Source organism: Anaerococcus sp. mt242 (genome assembly GCF_016798225.1).
GTDB lineage: Bacteria > Bacillota > Clostridia > Tissierellales > Peptoniphilaceae > Anaerococcus.
Genome location: NZ_JAEUYX010000002.1, coordinates 167,459 through 186,356, shown reverse-complemented (window position 1 = coordinate 186,356; position 18,898 = coordinate 167,459). Strand labels below are relative to the sequence as shown.

Here is an 18,898-nt window from a genome sequence, read left to right as displayed (position 1 = left end):
GATTTGCAGTTCGTGAAGGTGGTAGAACAGTAGCTTCAGGAGTTGTAACAAAAATAACTAAATAGTTTATTATAAATTTATAAAGGAGCGGGCATGCTTGCTCGCCCTTTTTATTTTTTAGGAGAGTGTATGAACATAAAAAGAAAATTATCTTATCTTTTTTTATCATTAATGTTAGTTCTAACTTCCTGCACAAATACTAATCAAAAAGAAGTTCCCGAGGTAGATGATAAAACAATAGATCAAGCTGCTGATGAAATTCTAAAAGATAATGGATTAATAAATGATGCAATTGATAAACCAATCGGTAAGCCATATGAAGTTGGAGTTACACCAGATGACTACAATATGGATTATGATACATCGAGACTATTATCATTAGATGAGAAAAAAACAAAATTTTATCCAAAAGATGGAGTGAAAGGCTTATACTTCAATACTTATAGTGTAAATACTCCAGAAACTTATAATAAAATTATGGATTTACTAGAAAGCACTGATTTAAATGCCGTAGTAATAGATATTAAAGATGACTGGGGCAATGTAACTATGAATTTTGATACTGATGATGAAAATATCAAGTATTCAAAAATAGATATAGTAGACCCAAAAGCGTTAATAGAAGACTTTCATAGCAAAGGAATATATGTTATAGGTAGGATTACCACATTTAAAGATAGCATTATAACTGAAAAAAATCCTGAGTGGGGTTTTACTCTAGATGATGGAACTTTATGGAAAAATGCACACGAAGAAGCATTTATGAATCCATTTTTAAAAGAAGTTCAAGACTATGATATAAATATTGCCAAGCTAGCAGCTCAAGCAGGATTTGATGAAATCCAATTTGACTATGTTAGATTTGCTGAAGGTTTTGAAACTTTCGGTGATACTTTAGATTACTCAAGAGGTGAGTATGAAGATAATACCGAATTGGATGAAGGTGAAAAAAGAGTCGCAGCTATAACTGGATTTGTTAAAAGAGCACGTGAAGAACTTCAAGCATACAATGTACCAATGTCAATAGATGTTTTTGGTTATGCACTTCAAGTAAGAAGAGCAGAGGGTATAGGACAAGACTTTGATGAAATGTCAAATCAAACAGATGTTATTTCTTCAATGATATATCCATCACACTGGGGAAGTTGGTCATTTGATATAGAAAAACCAGACCTAGAACCTTACGAATTAGTAAAGAGATATTTAGATGAAGAAAAAGAAGTTTTAAGTCAACTTGATCATCCACCAGTATCACGACCTTGGATCCAAGATTTTACAGCATCATGGATTGGTGAAGGAAATTGGATGGAATATGATGGAGAAGCTGTACAAGCTCAAATAGATGCAATTTATGATCAAGGCCTTAATGAATATTTAATTTGGAATGCAAATAGTGAATACTCATCAGGGGTAGATTATTAACAAAAACTGTAGTAAATTTTACTACAGTTTTATTTTTTATAATTTTGTAACAAATGTTACTGATAATGATACTCCTTATATATTAATATAATGGTGGAGGGAAAATATGAAAATTGATATTAATGAAAATATTGCAAAGCTAATACAATCAAACGAAGATTTAAAAAATGATTTGATAAATATCGGGTTTATCGGTTTAGATAATCCGTTAATGATAAAAAATATGGCAAATAAAATGTCGATAAAACGTGGTGCGAAATTACTTGGAATAGATAGCATAAATACAAAACTGGAAAACTTGGGTTATGAAATTATAGATTCATCCTTGGATAGTGAAGTGATTGAAAGACAAAATTTAATTAAGTCCTATATAAAAAGGTTATCAGATGGAGAAGATATTGAAATTGTCAGAAAAGAATTTAAGGAAAATTTTGATGAAGTTTCGTCTTCAGAAATTATGGATGCAGAAGAAGCCTTACTCAATGATGGTATGGACAAAAATGAAGTAAGAAAACTTTGTGATGTCCACTCAGTACTTTTCCATGGAATGACAGAAAATGAAAATACAACAAAAACCTATAATAATAAAGTTTTAAGCTATTTTAGTAATGAAAACAACTTGATAAAAAATGCTTTATTAGAAGAAAAGTCCTCAACATCAGATGAAATTTTAAAAGAAAATAAAGAATTACAAAAAAGATTAGGCAGTCATTATAGAAAAAAAGGTGATTTGATTTATCCGCTATTAAAAACAAAATATAATAAACCTGGTCCATCAGAGGTGATGTGGTCAGTAGATTATGAAATATTACGAAATTTCAAGAAAGCTTTTAAAAATAATGATAAAGACTTGTTAGAAGATACTATTGCAAGAGCAGAAGAAATGACTTATAAAGAGGAAAATATTTTATTTCCATTATTGGAAGAAAAGTTATCTGATGAAGATTATAAAAATATATATAATGACTTAGCAGAATATGATCCAGATATAAATATCCAAGTTTCTGATAACTTTAATGAATCTTTGAAAAAATCAGATGATGATACAGATAATTATATATATTTCTCAAAAGGTCGCTTAAGAGTTGATCAACTTGAAGCAATGCTAGATACTATGAATATTGAAATAACATTTGTTGATGAAAAAGATATTAATTCATATTACAATAACCATAATGGATATAAAGTTTTTAAAAGACCAAAATCATCTTTAGGAAGAGAAGTTTATTCTTGCCATCCACCACAAGCTGAACGAAAGGTAAGAAAGATTATTGGAGATTTAAAATCTGGAGCTCGTGATAAAGTAGTTGTTATAAGAAATATTGCAGGAAGCGATTATACAGTAACTTACTATGGAGTTTGGGATAAGAATGGTAATTATAAGGGGATACTAGAAACTGTTCAGAATATGGATTTTTATAAAGATTATTTGAAAAAATGGAATAAGCTATAATATAATTAAAACTCGTGTCATTATACAAAATATTTATTTAAAATGACACGAGTTTATTTTTTATATTAGTTTATAATCTATGTTTTTTTCTAAATTGAGAAGGTGTTTGACCAACTTTTTTCTTAAAAACTTGATTAAAATAAGATTGAGAATTGAATCCAACTATTGAAGATATTTCTTCCATGGAGTGGTTTGTAGATATAAGTAGGTTCTTAGAAATTTCAATTCTTTTAAGTATCAGATATTCTATTGGTGTAACTCTATATGATTGTTTAAATTCTGAAATTAAGTGAAATTTATTCATATAAGCCATAGCCGAAAGTTGTTCAAGCTTAATATCCTCAGCATAATTACTATCAATGTAATTTTTAATATAATCAACTTGTCTGTTAACTTTTCTATCATGCTTTACAGTAATTTGATTTTCAAATTTTCTTAGAAGTTCTACGATAAATATTGCCGCCTTAGAATTGGCCATTGCTTTTGAGAAAATTTGATCACTATGAAATTCATCATAGATTTCATCAAAATAAGATGCATCAATTTTATCTTCTTCAATATTTGCAGAAAAGAAATTTATTGGCTCAATATTACTTTTCATTCTGTTCACTTTTGAAAAAGAAAGTGACTCTACACCAAATCCAAGAATTTCACACTCACCACAAGAACCATCTATATAAATAGTATGGCCAATATTTGAATTTATAACTATTATATCTTTTTGGTGGATACTTATTGTTTCATTTTCAATTGAAAGTTTACCAAAACCTTTATTAACGAAATAAAAATAAGTAAAAGGGTGAAATTGAATTCTTGAAGAATAATTTCTAGTATAATTGTTTCTTTGAGCATCTAATACTTTGATATCAACATTAGAAATGTCATTTTCATGCTCTATGTCTCTAAAGTTAGTATTTTCCATCATATCCTTTTTTCCTTTTATTTCATCCTTTATTACTTTATATAACCATTATAATATAATAAAATAAATTTTTAAAGTAATTTTAAGGAAATTAATTATTTGCAATTTTTTATTAATTAAATTATACATATTGATAACTTTCAAAATTTTTTTAAAAATTCACTTTTTATTTTGTTTGTGACTGATTTTGATTGAATATGAGTGTTTCTGAAGTATATTAATTTTATGATACTTGAAGAGAGATTAAATCTTATTAGAGATATTCTAAAAAAAGAAGGAACTGTTTCAAATTCTACTATTTTAAAAAAGTTAGATGTTAGTGAATCTACTCTCAGACGTGACCTTGATTATCTACAGGATAAGGGAGAAATTCGAAGAGTTCATGGGGGTGCTACATTAAATAAGCTATTAGATGAAACGAATTTTAAATTCAATGAAACTACTAATCTTGATGCTAAAAAATGTATTGGGAAAAAAGCTAGTTTATTAATTGAAGAAGGATCGTATATATTTTTGGATGCAGGAACAACTACTCATAGTTTAATAGACTATCTAGCAGATAAAAAAAACGTTACAGTTGTGACAAATGGATTGATGCATCTAGAAAAACTTAGTAGCTTTTCTATTCCTACTATTATATTAGGTGGAAAAATGAAAGCCTCTACTTTTATTAGCTATGGTGAAGAAACTATAAGTGAAATAAATAACTTAAATTTTGACATTGCCTTTATAGGTGCTAATGGTGTGGATGATAAGAATTACACTACAGCTGATATAAATGAAGCTTTAATTAAAAAAGCAGCTATTAATAACGCAAGTAAATCTTATATCTTAGCTGACTCGTCAAAAATAGGGAAAAAATATTTTGCAAACATCTGCTCAGTTACTCAAGCTGAACTTATAAAGGAGGATTAATGATCTATACATTAACATTAAATCCATCTATTGATTACATTATGAAACTTGATGAATACAAAGATGGAGCCACTAACAGATCTTTTGAGGATAATAAATTCCCTGGTGGTAAAGGAATAATGGTTGCTAAACTTTTAAAAAATTTAGGTGAAGACCCTGTTAATTTAGGTTTTGTGGGCGGATTTACTGGAGATTTTATAATTCAGTCACTTAATGATCTAAATATAAAAGAAGAATTTACAAAAATCGATGGTCAATCCCGCATAAATGTAAAACTTAAATACGACGTAGAAACAGAGATAAATGCTGGTGGACCAGTAATTAATAAAAATGAAGTTGATAATTTTTTAGAAAAGATATCTAAATTAAATGAAGATGATACTTTAATAATATCAGGATCAATACCTAAATCATTGGGAAAAGATTTCTATAAAGAAGTTTTAGATACAAAAAAATTAGAGTTCACAATCGATATTGCTGGAAAAGAACTCCTAAATTATTTATCTTATAAACCTTTATTAGTAAAACCGAATATCGATGAGTTAGAAGAAATATTTCAAACAAATATTGATGATGCTAATATATTAGAATATGCAAAAAAATTACAAGAACTAGGTGCAAGAAATGTTATTATCTCTTTAGGAAAAGATGGATCTATTTTTGTAAGCAATGAAATAATACTAAAGGCAAATCCTATTGAAGGTAAATTAATTAATTCTGTAGGTGCTGGGGATAGTATGGTTGCTGGATTTGTATATGGTATTAAAAATGGCCCTTCAAAAACAGAGGCATATAAGTTAGCAGTGGCATGTGGAACAGCTACAGCTTTTAGTGAAGATATTGCAAACAAAGAGTTAATATATGAAATTTTAGAAAAAGTTGAGGTAAAAAATTATGGAAATTAAAGATTTACTTAAAAAAGAATTGATGATTCTTGACTTAAATGCAAATAACAAAAAGGATGCAATAGAAGAAATAGCAACAAAATTTTATGATCATGGGTTTGTTAATTCAAAAGAAGAATTTTCTGAAGGATTAAAAGCTAGGGAAGAGCAAGGTTCAACTGCTTTGGGTGATGGGGTAGCTATTCCTCACTCTAAAAATAAAACAGTAAAAGAACCAGCAGTACTTTTTGCTAGAAAAAAAGATGGCCTAGATTATGAAGCACTAGACGGTGAAGATACATTTGTATTTTTCGCAATAGCAGCTCCAGATGGAGAAAATAATCTCCATGTGGAAACTCTTGCAGAATTGTCAAAAATGATAATGAAAGCAGGATTTGTTGATGATTTAAAAAATGCCAATACTCCGGATGAAGTATATGGGGTGATTGATAAATATTCTGAGAATAAAAAAGAAGAAAAAGTTGTGGAAAATACTTATACTTCAAATACTCCTAGCAATAATGATTCTGCAGGTGAAAATATATCTAAGGATTTTATAGTGGCTGTTACAGCTTGTCCAAATGGGATTGCCCACACTTATATGGCTCAAGAAGGACTAGAAGAAGCTGCTAGAAAAGCTGGAGTTGATATAAAAGTTGAAACAAATGGATCAGATGGTATAAAAAATAGATTAACTGAAGAAGACATAAAAAGAGCAAAAGCAGTAATCATTACAGCTGATAAGAAAGTAGAAACAGCTAGATTTGATGGAAAAAAAGTTATACAAAGACCTGTTTCTGATGGTATCAGAAAAGCAGATGAGCTTATAGACCGTGCTATAAAAGGAAATGCTAATATCTTCCATAGTGAGAATAAAGCAAATGAAAGCTATGAAAAAAGCGCAGATGACTCTCAAAATCTATGGCAAAGGGTATACGGAGATGTAATGAATGGTATTAGCCATATGCTACCTTTTGTAATTGGTGGGGGTATCTTACTAGCTATTTCATTCTTATTTGAAAGATTTATGGGAGATAGTTCTTCGTTATTTACATTCTTAAATGGTCTAGGTTCTGATGCTATGAGCTTCCTAATTCCAATCCTTGCTGGATATATAGCAATGTCAATTGGAGATAGACCAGCATTAATGCCTGGTATGGTAGCAGGACTTATGGCAAGCCGAGGTGCTGGATTTATAGGTGGATTGATTGGTGGTTTTGTAGCTGGATATATAATCAACTTTATCAAAAAAATCACTAGAAATTTACCAAAATCAGTTGAAGGTCTTAGACCTATGTTGATATACCCAGTTTTAGGTTTACTACTTACTGGAATTGTAATGTACTTTATAATTGATCCTATATTTACAGGTATAAATACAGCTATAAATAATTGGCTATTAAATATGAGTGGATCAAATAGAGTTTTATTAGGGGCGTTATTAGGTGCTATGATGGCAATAGATATGGGAGGTCCAATCAATAAAGCAGCTTATGCATTTGCTATCGGAGTATTTACTGATACAGGCATTGGTTCATATATGGCTGCAGTAATGGTTGGGGGTATGGTACCACCAATTGCCATAGCACTAGCATGTTCATTATTTAAAAATAAGTTTACAGAAAAAGAAAAAGAGACTAAGATTACTAATTTTATCCTAGGACTAAGTTTTATAACAGAAGGAGCAATTCCTTTTGCAGCTAGTGAACCACAAAGTGTTATCCCATCTGTAGCGATAGGATCAGCTATAGCAGGTGCTTTAGTCGGAGCATTTAATGTGCAATCACCTGCTCCACATGGTGGGGTATTTGTACTGCCAGCTATGGGTAGCTTGAACCAAGCCTTATTTTTCCTACTAGCAGTCGCAGTTGGATCAATAGTTAGTGCTCTAATACTAGGAAAACTAAAGAAAAGACCAGAAGAAAAATTAGTATAATTATATTAAAAGAGATTTTACAAAGGCAAATTGTAAAATCTTTTTTTGTTTATAACTTTAAATTGATTAGGTTATTATTATAAGTATAGTTCTAGTAATAGAGGTGATTATTTGGCTATGATTTCAGAACAAAAAATTGATGAAATTAGAGCTAGCTCAAATATAGTTGATATTATCGGAGAATATGTAGACTTAAAAAGAGCCGGCTCCTCATATAAAGGTTTATGTCCTTTTCATAACGAAAAAACACCTTCTTTTACAGTAGATGAAAAGAAACAATTATTTCACTGCTTCGGATGTGGAGTAGGTGGAGATGTTGTTTCTTTTATTATGCAAAAAGAAGGTCTATCTTATCCTGAAAGCTTAGAATATTTAGCGAATAAAGCTGGTATAAGAATGGAGTATACAGATAATTATATTGCAAATCCAAAAAACAAGGAACTTTATGAAATTAATAAAGACATAATGATGTTTTTTTATAAAAATCTATTAACTAGTAAGCAAGCAATAAATTATCTAAAAAATAGGGGACTTAGCGGCAGAATTGTAAATAGATTTATGCTGGGATTTGCTAAAAATTCATGGAATGATCTATGTGATTACATAGAGTTTAGGGGATACAATAAAGAAGATTTAGAAAATATAGGTCTTATAAAAAAATCTAGCAAGGGAAACTACTACGATAAATATAGAAACAGAATTATATTTCCTATCATAAATCATTATGGAAATGTAATTGGATTTGGAGGTAGGGCTATTGGAGAAGAAATGCCAAAATATCTTAATTCTCCAGAATCTGATATTTTTAAAAAAAGATACAACCTTTACGGACTAAATATCTATAAAAAACAAAAAGGTACAGACATTATTTTGGTAGAAGGATATATGGATGTCATAGCACTTAATCATCATGGAGTGGACTATGCAGTTGCTAGCTTAGGTACTGCCTTAACAGCTGATCAGGCAAAACTTATAAAAAGATACGCAGAAAATGTATATATTTGTTATGACAGTGATAGTGCAGGAATAAATGCTACTGATAAAGCCATAGAAATTTTCTTGGAAGCTGATATAAAACCAAAAATAATTAAATTAGAAGATGGTCTAGATCCCGATGACTTTATTAAAGAATATGGAAAAGATGCATTTTTAGCTAAAAAATCTGATGCTTTAGATGTTTATAATTATAAATACAATAAAATATTAGACTTATATTCCAAAGCTAGTCCAAACGAAAAGTATGAGAAGCTTGATTTATTTGTCGATTTTCTAGCGAGTATTGATTCAGATCTTACAAGAGAAATATTTACAAATAATGTTTCAACTCTTTTTAAGATAGATAAAAGTACTTTAAATCAAGCAGTCGACAAGTATAATACTAATATTACAAAAAAAGAAAACACGAAGAAATATTTTAATGATAAGAATATTTCAAATATTATTGTAAAAAGCAATCCTCAAAAATTTAATTTCCATGAATTGGAAGTACTAAGATTGATTTTTAATCAAAAAGAAGATTATTTAAAAAACAAAAAAATTTTTGACAGTAGCTTAAGTGATTCAAAAATTTTAGATATGAAAGAGTTTGTATTAAATAAGGACATTGATAAATTTAATCAAAATGATGAGGATTATATATATATTTTAAATTATATAAGAGATAATACCTATCCAGTTTATCCAAGTGAATTAATTGAAAAAATTGAGCATTTTGAAAGAATTAAAAAACGTGATAAATTAAAATCTCTTAAAAAAGAAACTAAGGGGAGTTTGAATGAGTAGCGATAGCGATAAACTACTTGATGAAGATGTTTTAAATGAAATAATTGAAGAGTTTCAATCTATAAGTGAAAACCAAGATGGGATGATCACCTATACACAAATTTATACATTTGAGGCATTTAGAGAAATAGAAGAAGATAGCAAAAAATATGTCATATCACAAATTATCAGCAGGGGAGTAGAAATTGTCGAAAAGTCAGAGTCAAATGCCGATGAAGATTTAGAAGATGATGAAGACTTAGAAGAAAATTTAGATGATGAAATTTCAGAAGAAGAAGATATTGACGAAGCAGAGCTAGAAGAAGAAATTGTTGATGATGATGTCGATAATATCTCTGGAATAAAACTAGATGACCCCGTAAAGATGTATCTTAAAGAAATTGGTAAGGTATCACTTTTGACAGCTAAAGAAGAGATAAGTCTTGCTCGTCAAATGGAAATGGGAGAAATCGCCAGAAAAAAACTAGAAGGACACAATTTAAATAAGCAAAATAAAATGAAATTATCAAATGATATTTTCTTTGGAAATCTTGCCAAAGTTATTAAAGTAGCTAATGCAGAATTAACAGAGCAAGGCAAAATTTCAGATAGTTCATTAAATAATCTTAATGGGATTATAGCTATGGGAGAATTATTTGATGAAATAATGGTAGAAAACCCTGATACAGAAAAAATCGAAGAACTTAAGGCAAAAGTTTTAATATGTAAAATAGCAAGCCAATCTATAGAAGAAAAAGAATTATCAATTAGTGAAGCTAACTCATTATGTGACCTTTTTGATTCCTTCGACCATTTGATAAATCTAAATGAAGAAGAAGACGTTGTTACTTTTAACTATGAATTTTTTACTGATTTACTATCCAAAGCTGCAAATAATGAATATCTAAAAACAAATGATAGAATGACTATAGATAATTTTAGACAAGCAGCAGAATGTTCATTAAAGTTAAAAGAAGGAAATAAAATTAGCTTAGAGTTTTCAAAAGACTTAGAAATTTATTTAGCAGATAGTCATATGGCTCATATGATTTTAGGATCTGAAAGTATAAGTGAAGAGGATAATTTAAATCTTAGAAGAGCAATATTAAAATCAAAACGAGCTAAGCAAAAATTAGCTGAAACTAACTTAAGACTTGTAGTTTCTATTGCCAAAAAATATGTTGGTCGTGGAATGAGCTTCCTTGATTTAATTCAAGAGGGAAATATGGGTCTGATGAAAGCGGTTGATAAGTATGATTACAATCGTGGTTTTAAATTTTCTACTTATGCAACATGGTGGATTAGACAAGCCATTACTCGTGCTATTGCAGATCAAGCACGCACCATACGTATACCAGTTCACATGGTAGAAACAATTAATAAACTTGTTAGAACTCAAAGACAACTAGTTCAAGATCTAGGACGAGACCCAAGCAATGAAGAAATTGCAGAACAAATGGGTATAGAAGTTACAAAAGTACAAGAAATTAGAAAAATTGCTCAAGAACCAGTATCCTTAGAAACCCCAATAGGTGAGGAAGAAGATTCACATTTGGGAGATTTTATAGAGGATGAAACTGCAGTAAATCCAGATGATGCAGCAAACTATACTATGCTTCGTGAACAACTAAATGATGTACTATCTTGTCTTGGAGCGCGAGAAAAAAGAGTATTGCAATTAAGATTTGGTCTAATAGATGGTACTCCAAGAACCCTAGAAGAAGTAGGTAAGGAATTTGATGTTACACGTGAAAGAATTAGACAAATCGAAGCAAAGGCTCTTAGAAAATTAAAATCACCAAATAAAAGTGAAACGTTGAAAGATTTTTTATAATGAATGATAAAAAAAGATTAATGGAAATAATTAATATAATTGATAGTGGCAAAAATGTTATAGATATAGGAACCGATCATGGATTGGTTCCTTTATATTTGGCAAAAAACGGAATAAGTACTAATATACTTGCAACAGATATATCTGCTCCTTCTCTTAAAAAGCTTGAAGATAGGCTTGATGATGAGTTAAGAAAAATTATAAAAACCAAAGTTACAGATGGATTTAATGGTGTAGAAAAGAATGATAATCAAGTGGCTATAATAGCAGGAATGGGTGGCAATACTATTATTGAAATTATAGATCAAAGTTTAGATTTTGCTAAAAATTTAGATTATATGATTTTGGCATCCAATATTGCAACAGAAAGGCTAAGAGAATATTTAAATATAAATAACTTTGAAATAATAAGAGACTTCTTAACATTTGAGCATGGAAAATATTATGACATACTTAAAGTCTCATACGGAAAACACCAAGATTTATCTTTAGCTGATATTTATTATGGATTTGAAAATATAGATAAGAAAAGCATTTTACTTGCAGATAAAATCAAAATAGATTATAAAAAAAATATTAAATTTAAAAATGATATTATAGAAAAATCAGCAAATAATGACGGCCTTGATAAATTAAATGCAAGACTTAAAGCAATAAATGAGGTAAAAAATAGATGGAAATTAGAGAATTAATAAAGAAATTAGAAGAAAAATACCCTTTAGACTTGCAAGAACAATGGGATAACTCTGGCTTACAAATAGGAGATCCTAGCAATGAACTTAAAAATGTTATGATTAGTCTTGACCTTGAAGAAGAAGGTATAGATGAAGCTATTAAAAATAATTGCAACCTTATAGTTACTCATCATCCATATATATTTAATGATATAAGATACATTGATTTTACTGATAAATTCTATAGTAGACTAGAAAAAGTTATTAAAAACGATATCAGCGTTTATTCAATGCATACAAATTTAGACAAGGCTAATGATGGTCTAAATGATAACTTAGCAGATATATTAGGATTAAAAAATACTGAGATATTAGAAATTGGACAAGACCCTGGACTTGGGAGGTTTGAGGACATAGATGAGATAAATGTTCAAAGTCTTGCTAAGAATATAAAAGAAAAGCTAAATGCAAGAGCAGTTATTTGCTATGGAGATATGAACAAAAAAATAAAAAGACTTGCTGTATGTGGAGGAGCTGGGGCTGAATTATTTGATGATTGTCTAAAACTGGATATAGATGCTATAGTTACTGCAGATGTAAAGTATCATGAAGCCATGGATTATAGTGATAAGGGGCTTTTAATAATTGATCCGGGGCATTTTGCAAGCGAAAATCATATTATTTATAAACTTCAAGATCTAATAAGTAAAATGACTGATTCTAAAATATATACTTACTCAAAAGAAGATACATTTAGAACTTTTATATAATATAAATTTTACAAATATTTAATAAAAGGTAAAATAAAGTGTGGAGTAAATCAGACAATCGCGGCTTAGTACGAGGAAAGTCCGTGCACCACAGAGCAGGATGCTTGATAACGTCAAGTAGGAGTGATCTTCAGGCAAGTGCAACAGAAAGTATACCGCCAAAATTTTTGGTAAGGTTGGAATGGCGAGGTAAGAGCTCACCAGCTATATGGTGACATATAGGCTATGTAAACCCCATCCGGTGCAAGAACAAAGGGATGATAAACAAAGCTTGCTCGGCTTTGATCCAGAATGGTAGTTCGCTTGAACTTGTTGGTAACAGCAAGTCTAGATAGATGATTGTCTAATACAGAACACGGCTTATAGATTTGCTCCTTACATAACTATTACAAAATGTAATTATTTTGTTTTTTAATATTTAAAATTATTACACTTTTATCGAATAGATTTTATATATATTTGCTTATATTCTCATAAAGACCAATATATATAACAAAATTCTATAAAAGTGTAATTTTTTTGTAACTTTTTCTTGACACAAATGTTAAGATATTATAAAATAAATTCAGATTTAATTTCAAGACTATTTAAAAAACAGTAAAGAAGGGGATCTATTTACCAATGAATAAAAAAAGAATTGGAGCAGCTTTATCATTAGTTGCTGCCGTAACAGCAGGAGCTACAGCATACGCTTCAACTATAAACAATTTAGAATCTGATAAAAATACTAAAACAATGATTACACCTAATTACAGTGATAACACATATGATTACAATTTAGTAAAATCAGATTATACAAATGATCTTAAAAATACAGCTATAGCAAACGAAACAAGAACAGCAAAAAATACTTCAAAACAAGAAGAAACTGTTGCAAAAATTGAGGAAAACGCAAAAGAAATCCTTGCTACAACTGTAATTAATGTTATAAAAGAAGAATCTGACCCAGCAGAACAAGAAAATCAAGAGGATCAAGAAGTAGAATACATAGAAGAAACTTCAAATGAAACTCCAGTAGAAGAAGAAACAGTAACCGCTTATGATGATTCAGAACTCCCAGAAATCGAAGAAGAATCTGAAGAAGTTCATGAGTCTTTAGAATCAAATAGTGAAGAAGTAATTATGTATGATGATTCCAAACTAGATGAAAACTTAGAAGCAGCTAATTCTGATCAATTAGAAGAAGTAGAAGCTGATAACGAAGTTACAAATTATCTTGATAACAATGATGCAGAAGTAGAATCTCAAGCTACTGAAGAATCTACTGTTGAACAAGCCACAAAATTTGTAAATGTAGAAGCTTTATACATCAGATCAAGCAAATCAATGGAAGATAATACTAATGCAATTAGAACATTAGCAGCTGGGGACAAAGTGGAAGGAGTAGTTGAAGGAGATTGGTTAAAAATAAATGAGGGATATCTAAATCTAAAATATCTTTCTAATGAATATCCTCAAACTCTAGTTGATTCTATTAAAGCTAAAAAAATCCAAGAAGAAAAAAAGGCTCAGGAGATCAAAGCCCAAGAAGAAAAACAAGTTCAAGCTGCAAAGGAAAAAGAAGCTAAAATAGAAGAAAAAGTTGTTGAAGAAACACCAGTAGCTTATGGCACACCTTTTAGCGGTTGGGTATACAATACTCCAGCTGTAAATGTTAGAGATGCAGCTAAAACTGGTAACATCATCGGAACATTAGCAAGTGGAAATAAAGTAGATGGTGAAATTGCTGATGGTTGGGTTAAAACAACTTATAATGGAAAAACAGCCTTCGTATCTGCATACTATTTAACAACTGAAGAAGTAAAAAAAGAAGACTCTAAACCAGCTCAAGTTCAAGAAGAAGTAAAAGAAGCAAGCGCACAAGTAGTTGAAGCGCAAGCTCAAAATGAAAATCAAAATGATAAAAAAGCTGTTGTTGAAGAAGTAGTAGATGAAGAAGTTGTTGAAGAAGCTAATCAACCAGCACCAGTTGTAAACCAAAATGGACAACAAGCTGCAAATATAGCTAGTCAATTTGCTGGTAGTCCATATGTTTGGGGAGCAGCTAATCCTTCAGTAGGTTTTGATTGTTCAGGTTTGGTAGTTTATGCTTATAATCAATTAGGTGTAAGCCTACCACACTCATCTCAAGCTCAATTTAACAATGGTTATGCTGTTGGCATTAATAATTTACAACCAGGAGACTTAGTATTCTTCTCAAATCGTAGTGGAATAGATCATGTAGGAATTGTAACAAGTTCTGATGGTACATTTATCCACGCATCAACACCAAAATCAGGTGTAAAATATGATAACGTATATAGCAACTACTATCAAAAAGTATTTGCTGGTGCAAGAAGAATATTTTAGTTAGAATAATTAGAGCCCTAATGGGCTTTTTTTATTGTCATAATTAATAAGGGGAGAATTAAATGCAAGTAAAATTATTAGCTTACACACCCGATGCAGAAGAGCTAATAGCAAGCGCGGGTAAACTTTGCTATTCGCCAGTTGGGATAGATGGTATATATAAAAAATTAGATAAAGAGTCAACTCAAAAATATATAAATATGCTAGTTAACCTAGGTCATGAATCACCCTTAGAACATGCTAGCTTTACTTTTGCAGTAGAAGGAGTTTCTAGAACTCTTACCCACCAATTAGTTAGACACAGACTAGCTTCATATTCACAACAATCTCAACGTTATGTAAAAATTGATAGCTTTGAATTTATTATTCCACCAGCTATAGAAGAAGACCCACAGGCTAAAGATATTTTTATTAAAGCTATGGAATCTGACCAAAAAGCTTATATTGATCTTACAGATATTTTATTTGAAAAAAATTATAATGAATTTATCAAAGATGGATTATCCGAAAAAGAAGCTAAAAGTAAGGCTGAAAAAGTATCGATTGAAGATGCAAGATATGTATTTCCAAATGCTTGCGAAACTAAAATAGTTTTTACAATGAATGCTAGGACCTTATTACATTTTTTCTCTTTAAGGTGTTGTAATAGAGCTCAGTGGGAGATTAGGAATTTAGCTTATGAGATAGTTAAAATTTGTAAAGATATTTATCCTTCTTTATTTAAAAATGCTGGGCCATCTTGCGTAACTGGACCATGTCCTGAGGGAAAAATGTCCTGTGGCATGGCTAATGAAGTAAGAGAAAAATATTTAAATATCTAGATTTTAGATGGTATACACATGAAGATTTTAACTACAGATAATATAAAAAATAATTTAATAAAAAAATTAAATAATAAAAATATAACTAGTACCCTTCACATCCTATCAAAACAAGCGACCGCAGAAGTTGAGTCTTATAAGAAATATATAATAAAGCGATGTAAAGAATTTGATATTCCTTATGAAGATAAAGTTTTTAACTCTGATTCAAATAATGATGATGTCCTAGCCTACACAGATTACTTTGAAGATAAGGATGCCTTTATCTTATTACAACCCTTTGGATCATCCAAAGAGTTTGATGATTTAAGAAAAGATATTAAATTAAAAGACATAGATGGATTTACTTTTCAATCCTTGGGAAAAAGCATGACAGGGGATCTTAATAGCCTTCCTGCAACACCAAAAGCGATAATAAATTTTTTAAATTATAATAATATTAGCATAAAAGAAAAGAGAATAGTTATTGCTAATAATACAAATTTGATTGGTCTACCACTAGCTAGTTACTGTTCAAAACATAGAGCTTATGTTACAGTTTTAAATAGTGCTTACCCAGATCCGCACAAGGCTATCTTAGGTTCTGATATATTTATTTCTGCTATAGGAAGGGCAAATTATTATGTCAAAGACTATTTTAAAGATGGGCAGGTTTTAATAGATGTTGGAACATCTGTAGTTAATGGTAAGATAGTAGGTGACATTAATTATGATCAGTTAGAAGATTTAGATGTGAAGGTACTAACAAGCAAAAAAGGAATAGGGTCAATTACAACATTGACTCTTTTAGAAAGTTTGATTGATTAGGAGAGATAATGCCATTAGTAGAAGCTAAGGAAGATTTTGAAAGATATAAAGAGTTTGTAAGACAATCTGAGTATGGAAGTCCTATGCAAGATCCAGCATGGGCTAAAATTAAGAATAATTGGTCAAGTGATTATGTTTATATAGAGGAAAATAAGCAAATTATCGCTGCTATGAGTGTAATAGGGATACAAAACCCTAATGGAAAGTATTTTCTATATGCACCACGTGGTCCAGTTTGTGATTTCAAAAACTATAATCTTGTTGATTCTCTAATAAAGGAATCTGAAGTTTTAAAAGAAAAGTATGACGCATTCTTGTTAAGACTAGATCCAGAAGTTATTTTTGACGAAAAGGCTGTTTATGAATATGAAAAAAGAGGATATGATTTTAGAACTTATGGAACGAATCCACATTCTTTTACACAACCTAGATACAATATGATTTTACCAATTTCTGGTATGAGTGAAGATGAACTATTTGAAAGTTTTTCATCCGCCACTCGCAGAAACATTAGAAAATCCTATAGAAATGATATAAAAACAGTAAAAGAAACCAATGATAAAACTTTGGATAAATTTTATGAATTAACAAAAATTATGGCCGATAGACAAGAAATTGGACATAGACCAAAAGAATATTTTAAAAGATTGATTGAGCATCTGGATGGAACTATATTTACTTCTTATTTTGAAGACCAAGCATTGTCAGCATCTTTATTAATACCATATGGTAATAAAGTGTATTATTTATATGCAGCTAGTTCAAATGAAATGAGAAACAAAATGCCAAACTTTAATATGATATGGGAAGAAATTAAATGGTGCCGTGAAAATGGATATGACTATTTTGACTTTGGTGGTACTTTTTCCCTTGATTCAAAAGATGGTTTGTATAGATTTAAAGAAGGATTTTGCTATCCTGACAGATATACTAACTTTATTGGTGAATTAGACGTCGTTTATGATAGAGAAAAATATGAAGAATTTTTAAAATAAGAAAAACCCTTAAGAGTAAATATCTTAAGGGTTTTAATTTGTTTTTGTAAGATTTAAAGCAATATCTAACGCCTTTTCTACATCAGGCAATTCTGTATTTTGTTTTAAGTATTCAACGTGTCTAATCACATTATCTTTATCAACAACAAAAATAGCTCTATTTATTAATTTTAATTCATTTATAAAAAGCGAATATTTTTTGGCGAAATCTTCATATAGGTAATCTGATACTAACTTTACTTTTGAAATATCTTTTTCTTTTTCAAAACGTTTTTGAGCAAAAGGCAAATCATTTGAAATAGTGATTACAGAAAAATCCTCTGGGAAATTTTCTTCATTTTTAGATAATAAAAATGTTTGAAGTTCACAAACTGATGTATCAAGAGAAGGTACTGCTGAAATAATCTTTACTTTACCTTTTTCATTATTATAAAAATCATAATCTGAAAGATCTTCTAATTTTCCTTTAAAATTAGGAGCCTTATCATTTATATCAAGCATTTGACCGTCAATGGTTAAATCAAGTTGTCCAAACTTTATAACTCTATTAGTCATATTTTTCTCCTTAAAATTTTAAGAATAGTTATTTATCTAATTAATATCATATTATAAAAACAAAGCATTGTAAAGTATGAGATTTTAGGGTATAATTAGTCAGTATGAAAATATAATAGGAGGGAATATGGCAGACTTAGTATTAAATGCAAATAACAGAGAAGTTACTGGAAAAAATAAAGTTAATAAGTTAAGAGCTGAAGAATTAATTCCAGGCGTTGTTTATGCCAAAGGTGAAGATAATCTTAATGTAACAGTTACATCTAGAGACTTCGATAAAATTTTAAGACAAGCAGGTACATCTACAATCATCACATTAGATGTTGATGGAGAAAACAAAGACGTACTTATTAAAGATTACCAAACACATCCATACAAAAACCAATACTTACACATCGATTTCCAAGCAATCAACCAAAACGAAACAATCAGAGTTAGCGTTCCAGTTGTATTATTAGGAAGAGAAGATCTAAAAGTTGATCAAGCAGTATTAGTTCAAAATCTAGATACAATTGAAGTAGAATGTCTACCTAAATACATTCCACAAACAGCTGAAGTTGACATTACTGAATTCGAAATAGGAGATAACAGAACTGTTGCTGATTTAGATATCTTTGGAAATGAAAACATCACAATTCTTGAAGAAGAAGATGAAGTAATCTGCTCACTACAAGAAACAACTGAAGAAGAAATTCCAGAAGATGAAGAAGCAGAAGATGTTGATGCTGCTAATGTACCAACTGTTGAAGAAACAGAAGATGGTGAAGAAGCAGAAAACGCTGAATAATAATTTAAAGGCC

General features: G+C 29.9%; 16 protein-coding genes and 1 other RNA gene. 15 read left to right on the top strand and 2 right to left on the bottom strand.

The annotated features are described in order from the left end of the window. Positions 1-129 precede the first annotated feature (129 nt). Together JNO63_RS02065 and JNO63_RS02060 are read left to right on the top strand one after the other, a co-directional pair. Positions 130-1,422, top strand: a complete 1,293-nt coding sequence (locus JNO63_RS02065; protein WP_203126733.1) for a putative glycoside hydrolase — start codon at positions 130-132, stop codon at positions 1,420-1,422. Positions 1,423-1,528: 106 nt separating this feature from the next. Continuing rightward, the gene (locus JNO63_RS02060) at positions 1,529-2,875 is read left to right on the top strand and encodes a DUF438 domain-containing protein (RefSeq protein WP_203126731.1); all 1,347 of its coding nucleotides are present in this window, start codon (positions 1,529-1,531) and stop codon (positions 2,873-2,875) included. A gap of 70 nt (positions 2,876-2,945) precedes the next feature. Here JNO63_RS02060 and JNO63_RS02055 read toward each other — a convergent pair whose 3' ends face one another. Continuing rightward, positions 2,946-3,800 carry an AraC family transcriptional regulator gene (locus JNO63_RS02055; protein ID WP_308669843.1) on the bottom strand — a complete coding sequence of 285 codons (855 nt, stop codon included), beginning with the start codon at positions 3,798-3,800 and terminating at the stop codon, positions 2,946-2,948. A 222-nt stretch (positions 3,801-4,022) separates the two neighbouring features. Here JNO63_RS02055 and JNO63_RS02050 point away from each other — a divergent pair, with 222 nt between their 5' ends. The 12 genes from JNO63_RS02050 to JNO63_RS01995 all read left to right on the top strand — a co-directional run bounded on the left by JNO63_RS02050 (position 4,023) and on the right by JNO63_RS01995 (position 17,543). Next, the gene (locus JNO63_RS02050) at positions 4,023-4,712 is read left to right on the top strand and encodes a DeoR/GlpR family DNA-binding transcription regulator (protein WP_203126729.1); all 690 of its coding nucleotides are present in this window, start codon (positions 4,023-4,025) and stop codon (positions 4,710-4,712) included. Next, positions 4,712-5,617 carry a 1-phosphofructokinase gene (gene pfkB, locus JNO63_RS02045; RefSeq protein ID WP_203126727.1) on the top strand — a complete coding sequence of 302 codons (906 nt, stop codon included), beginning with the start codon at positions 4,712-4,714 and terminating at the stop codon, positions 5,615-5,617. The genes JNO63_RS02050 and pfkB overlap by 1 nt, the downstream gene beginning before the upstream one ends. Beyond that, positions 5,607-7,532 carry a PTS fructose transporter subunit IIABC gene (locus tag JNO63_RS02040; protein WP_203126725.1) on the top strand — a complete coding sequence of 642 codons (1,926 nt, stop codon included), beginning with the start codon at positions 5,607-5,609 and terminating at the stop codon, positions 7,530-7,532. Before pfkB ends, JNO63_RS02040 begins: the two co-directional genes overlap by 11 nt. A gap of 111 nt (positions 7,533-7,643) precedes the next feature. After that, positions 7,644-9,314, top strand: a complete 1,671-nt coding sequence (dnaG, locus tag JNO63_RS02035; protein WP_203126723.1) for a DNA primase — start codon at positions 7,644-7,646, stop codon at positions 9,312-9,314. Further along, a complete protein-coding gene (rpoD, locus tag JNO63_RS02030) occupies positions 9,307-11,127 on the top strand; it encodes an RNA polymerase sigma factor RpoD (RefSeq protein WP_203126721.1) in 1,821 nt (606 codons plus the stop codon). The genes dnaG and rpoD overlap by 8 nt, the downstream gene beginning before the upstream one ends. After that, on the top strand, positions 11,127-11,819 hold the full coding sequence (locus JNO63_RS02025) for a tRNA (adenine(22)-N(1))-methyltransferase (RefSeq protein WP_203126719.1): 693 nt from the start codon (positions 11,127-11,129) through the stop codon (positions 11,817-11,819). The genes rpoD and JNO63_RS02025 overlap by 1 nt, the downstream gene beginning before the upstream one ends. Then, the gene (locus JNO63_RS02020; RefSeq protein ID WP_203126717.1) at positions 11,801-12,571 is read left to right on the top strand and encodes a Nif3-like dinuclear metal center hexameric protein; all 771 of its coding nucleotides are present in this window, start codon (positions 11,801-11,803) and stop codon (positions 12,569-12,571) included. The genes JNO63_RS02025 and JNO63_RS02020 overlap by 19 nt, the downstream gene beginning before the upstream one ends. Positions 12,572-12,613: 42 nt before the next feature. After that, an RNA gene (gene rnpB / locus JNO63_RS02015) (RNase P RNA component class A) lies at positions 12,614-12,950 on the top strand. A gap of 242 nt (positions 12,951-13,192) precedes the next feature. Continuing rightward, on the top strand, positions 13,193-14,920 hold the full coding sequence (locus JNO63_RS02010) for a C40 family peptidase (protein ID WP_203126714.1): 1,728 nt from the start codon (positions 13,193-13,195) through the stop codon (positions 14,918-14,920). Positions 14,921-14,982: 62 nt separating this feature from the next. Then, positions 14,983-15,741, top strand: a complete 759-nt coding sequence (gene thyX / locus JNO63_RS02005; RefSeq protein WP_203126713.1) for an FAD-dependent thymidylate synthase — start codon at positions 14,983-14,985, stop codon at positions 15,739-15,741. Positions 15,742-15,759: 18 nt separating this feature from the next. Beyond that, positions 15,760-16,548: a bifunctional 5,10-methylenetetrahydrofolate dehydrogenase/5,10-methenyltetrahydrofolate cyclohydrolase gene (locus tag JNO63_RS02000; protein WP_203126711.1), complete on the top strand. Its 789-nt coding sequence runs from the start codon at positions 15,760-15,762 to the stop codon at positions 16,546-16,548. An 8-nt stretch (positions 16,549-16,556) separates the two neighbouring features. Continuing rightward, complete coding sequence (locus tag JNO63_RS01995; protein WP_203126709.1) at positions 16,557-17,543, top strand: lipid II:glycine glycyltransferase FemX; 987 nt, start codon at positions 16,557-16,559, stop codon at positions 17,541-17,543. A 33-nt stretch (positions 17,544-17,576) separates the two neighbouring features. Here the strand turns inward: JNO63_RS01995 and tpx are convergent, their stop codons facing one another. Next, on the bottom strand, positions 17,577-18,098 hold the full coding sequence (gene tpx / locus JNO63_RS01990; RefSeq protein WP_203126702.1) for a thiol peroxidase: 522 nt from the start codon (positions 18,096-18,098) through the stop codon (positions 17,577-17,579). A 127-nt stretch (positions 18,099-18,225) separates the two neighbouring features. Between tpx and JNO63_RS01985 the strand changes: the two genes are divergently transcribed. Then, the gene (locus JNO63_RS01985; RefSeq protein ID WP_203126701.1) at positions 18,226-18,885 is read left to right on the top strand and encodes a 50S ribosomal protein L25; all 660 of its coding nucleotides are present in this window, start codon (positions 18,226-18,228) and stop codon (positions 18,883-18,885) included. Positions 18,886-18,898: the final 13 nt, after the last annotated feature.

Excerpts from the sequence above, each read along its gene's own strand:
- JNO63_RS02050 (WP_203126729.1), top strand. The coding sequence starts at position 4,023 with ATGATACTTGAAGAGAGATTAAATCTTATTAGAGATATTCTAAAAAAA.
- JNO63_RS02040 (WP_203126725.1), top strand. The coding sequence starts at position 5,607 with ATGGAAATTAAAGATTTACTTAAAAAAGAATTGATGATTCTTGACTTA.
- JNO63_RS02065 (WP_203126733.1), top strand. The coding sequence starts at position 130 with ATGAACATAAAAAGAAAATTATCTTATCTTTTTTTATCATTAATGTTA.
- JNO63_RS02000 (WP_203126711.1), top strand. The coding sequence starts at position 15,760 with ATGAAGATTTTAACTACAGATAATATAAAAAATAATTTAATAAAAAAA.
- JNO63_RS02020 (WP_203126717.1), top strand. The coding sequence starts at position 11,801 with ATGGAAATTAGAGAATTAATAAAGAAATTAGAAGAAAAATACCCTTTA.
- thyX (WP_203126713.1), top strand. The coding sequence starts at position 14,983 with ATGCAAGTAAAATTATTAGCTTACACACCCGATGCAGAAGAGCTAATA.
- JNO63_RS01995 (WP_203126709.1), top strand. The coding sequence starts at position 16,557 with ATGCCATTAGTAGAAGCTAAGGAAGATTTTGAAAGATATAAAGAGTTT.
- JNO63_RS01985 (WP_203126701.1), top strand. The coding sequence starts at position 18,226 with ATGGCAGACTTAGTATTAAATGCAAATAACAGAGAAGTTACTGGAAAA.
- tpx (WP_203126702.1), bottom strand. The coding sequence starts at position 18,098 with ATGACTAATAGAGTTATAAAGTTTGGACAACTTGATTTAACCATTGAC.
- JNO63_RS02055 (WP_308669843.1), bottom strand. The coding sequence starts at position 3,800 with ATGATGGAAAATACTAACTTTAGAGACATAGAGCATGAAAATGACATT.
- JNO63_RS02010 (WP_203126714.1), top strand. The coding sequence starts at position 13,193 with ATGAATAAAAAAAGAATTGGAGCAGCTTTATCATTAGTTGCTGCCGTA.
- rpoD (WP_203126721.1), top strand. The coding sequence starts at position 9,307 with ATGAGTAGCGATAGCGATAAACTACTTGATGAAGATGTTTTAAATGAA.
- JNO63_RS02025 (WP_203126719.1), top strand. The coding sequence starts at position 11,127 with ATGAATGATAAAAAAAGATTAATGGAAATAATTAATATAATTGATAGT.
- pfkB (WP_203126727.1), top strand. The coding sequence starts at position 4,712 with ATGATCTATACATTAACATTAAATCCATCTATTGATTACATTATGAAA.
- JNO63_RS02060 (WP_203126731.1), top strand. The coding sequence starts at position 1,529 with ATGAAAATTGATATTAATGAAAATATTGCAAAGCTAATACAATCAAAC.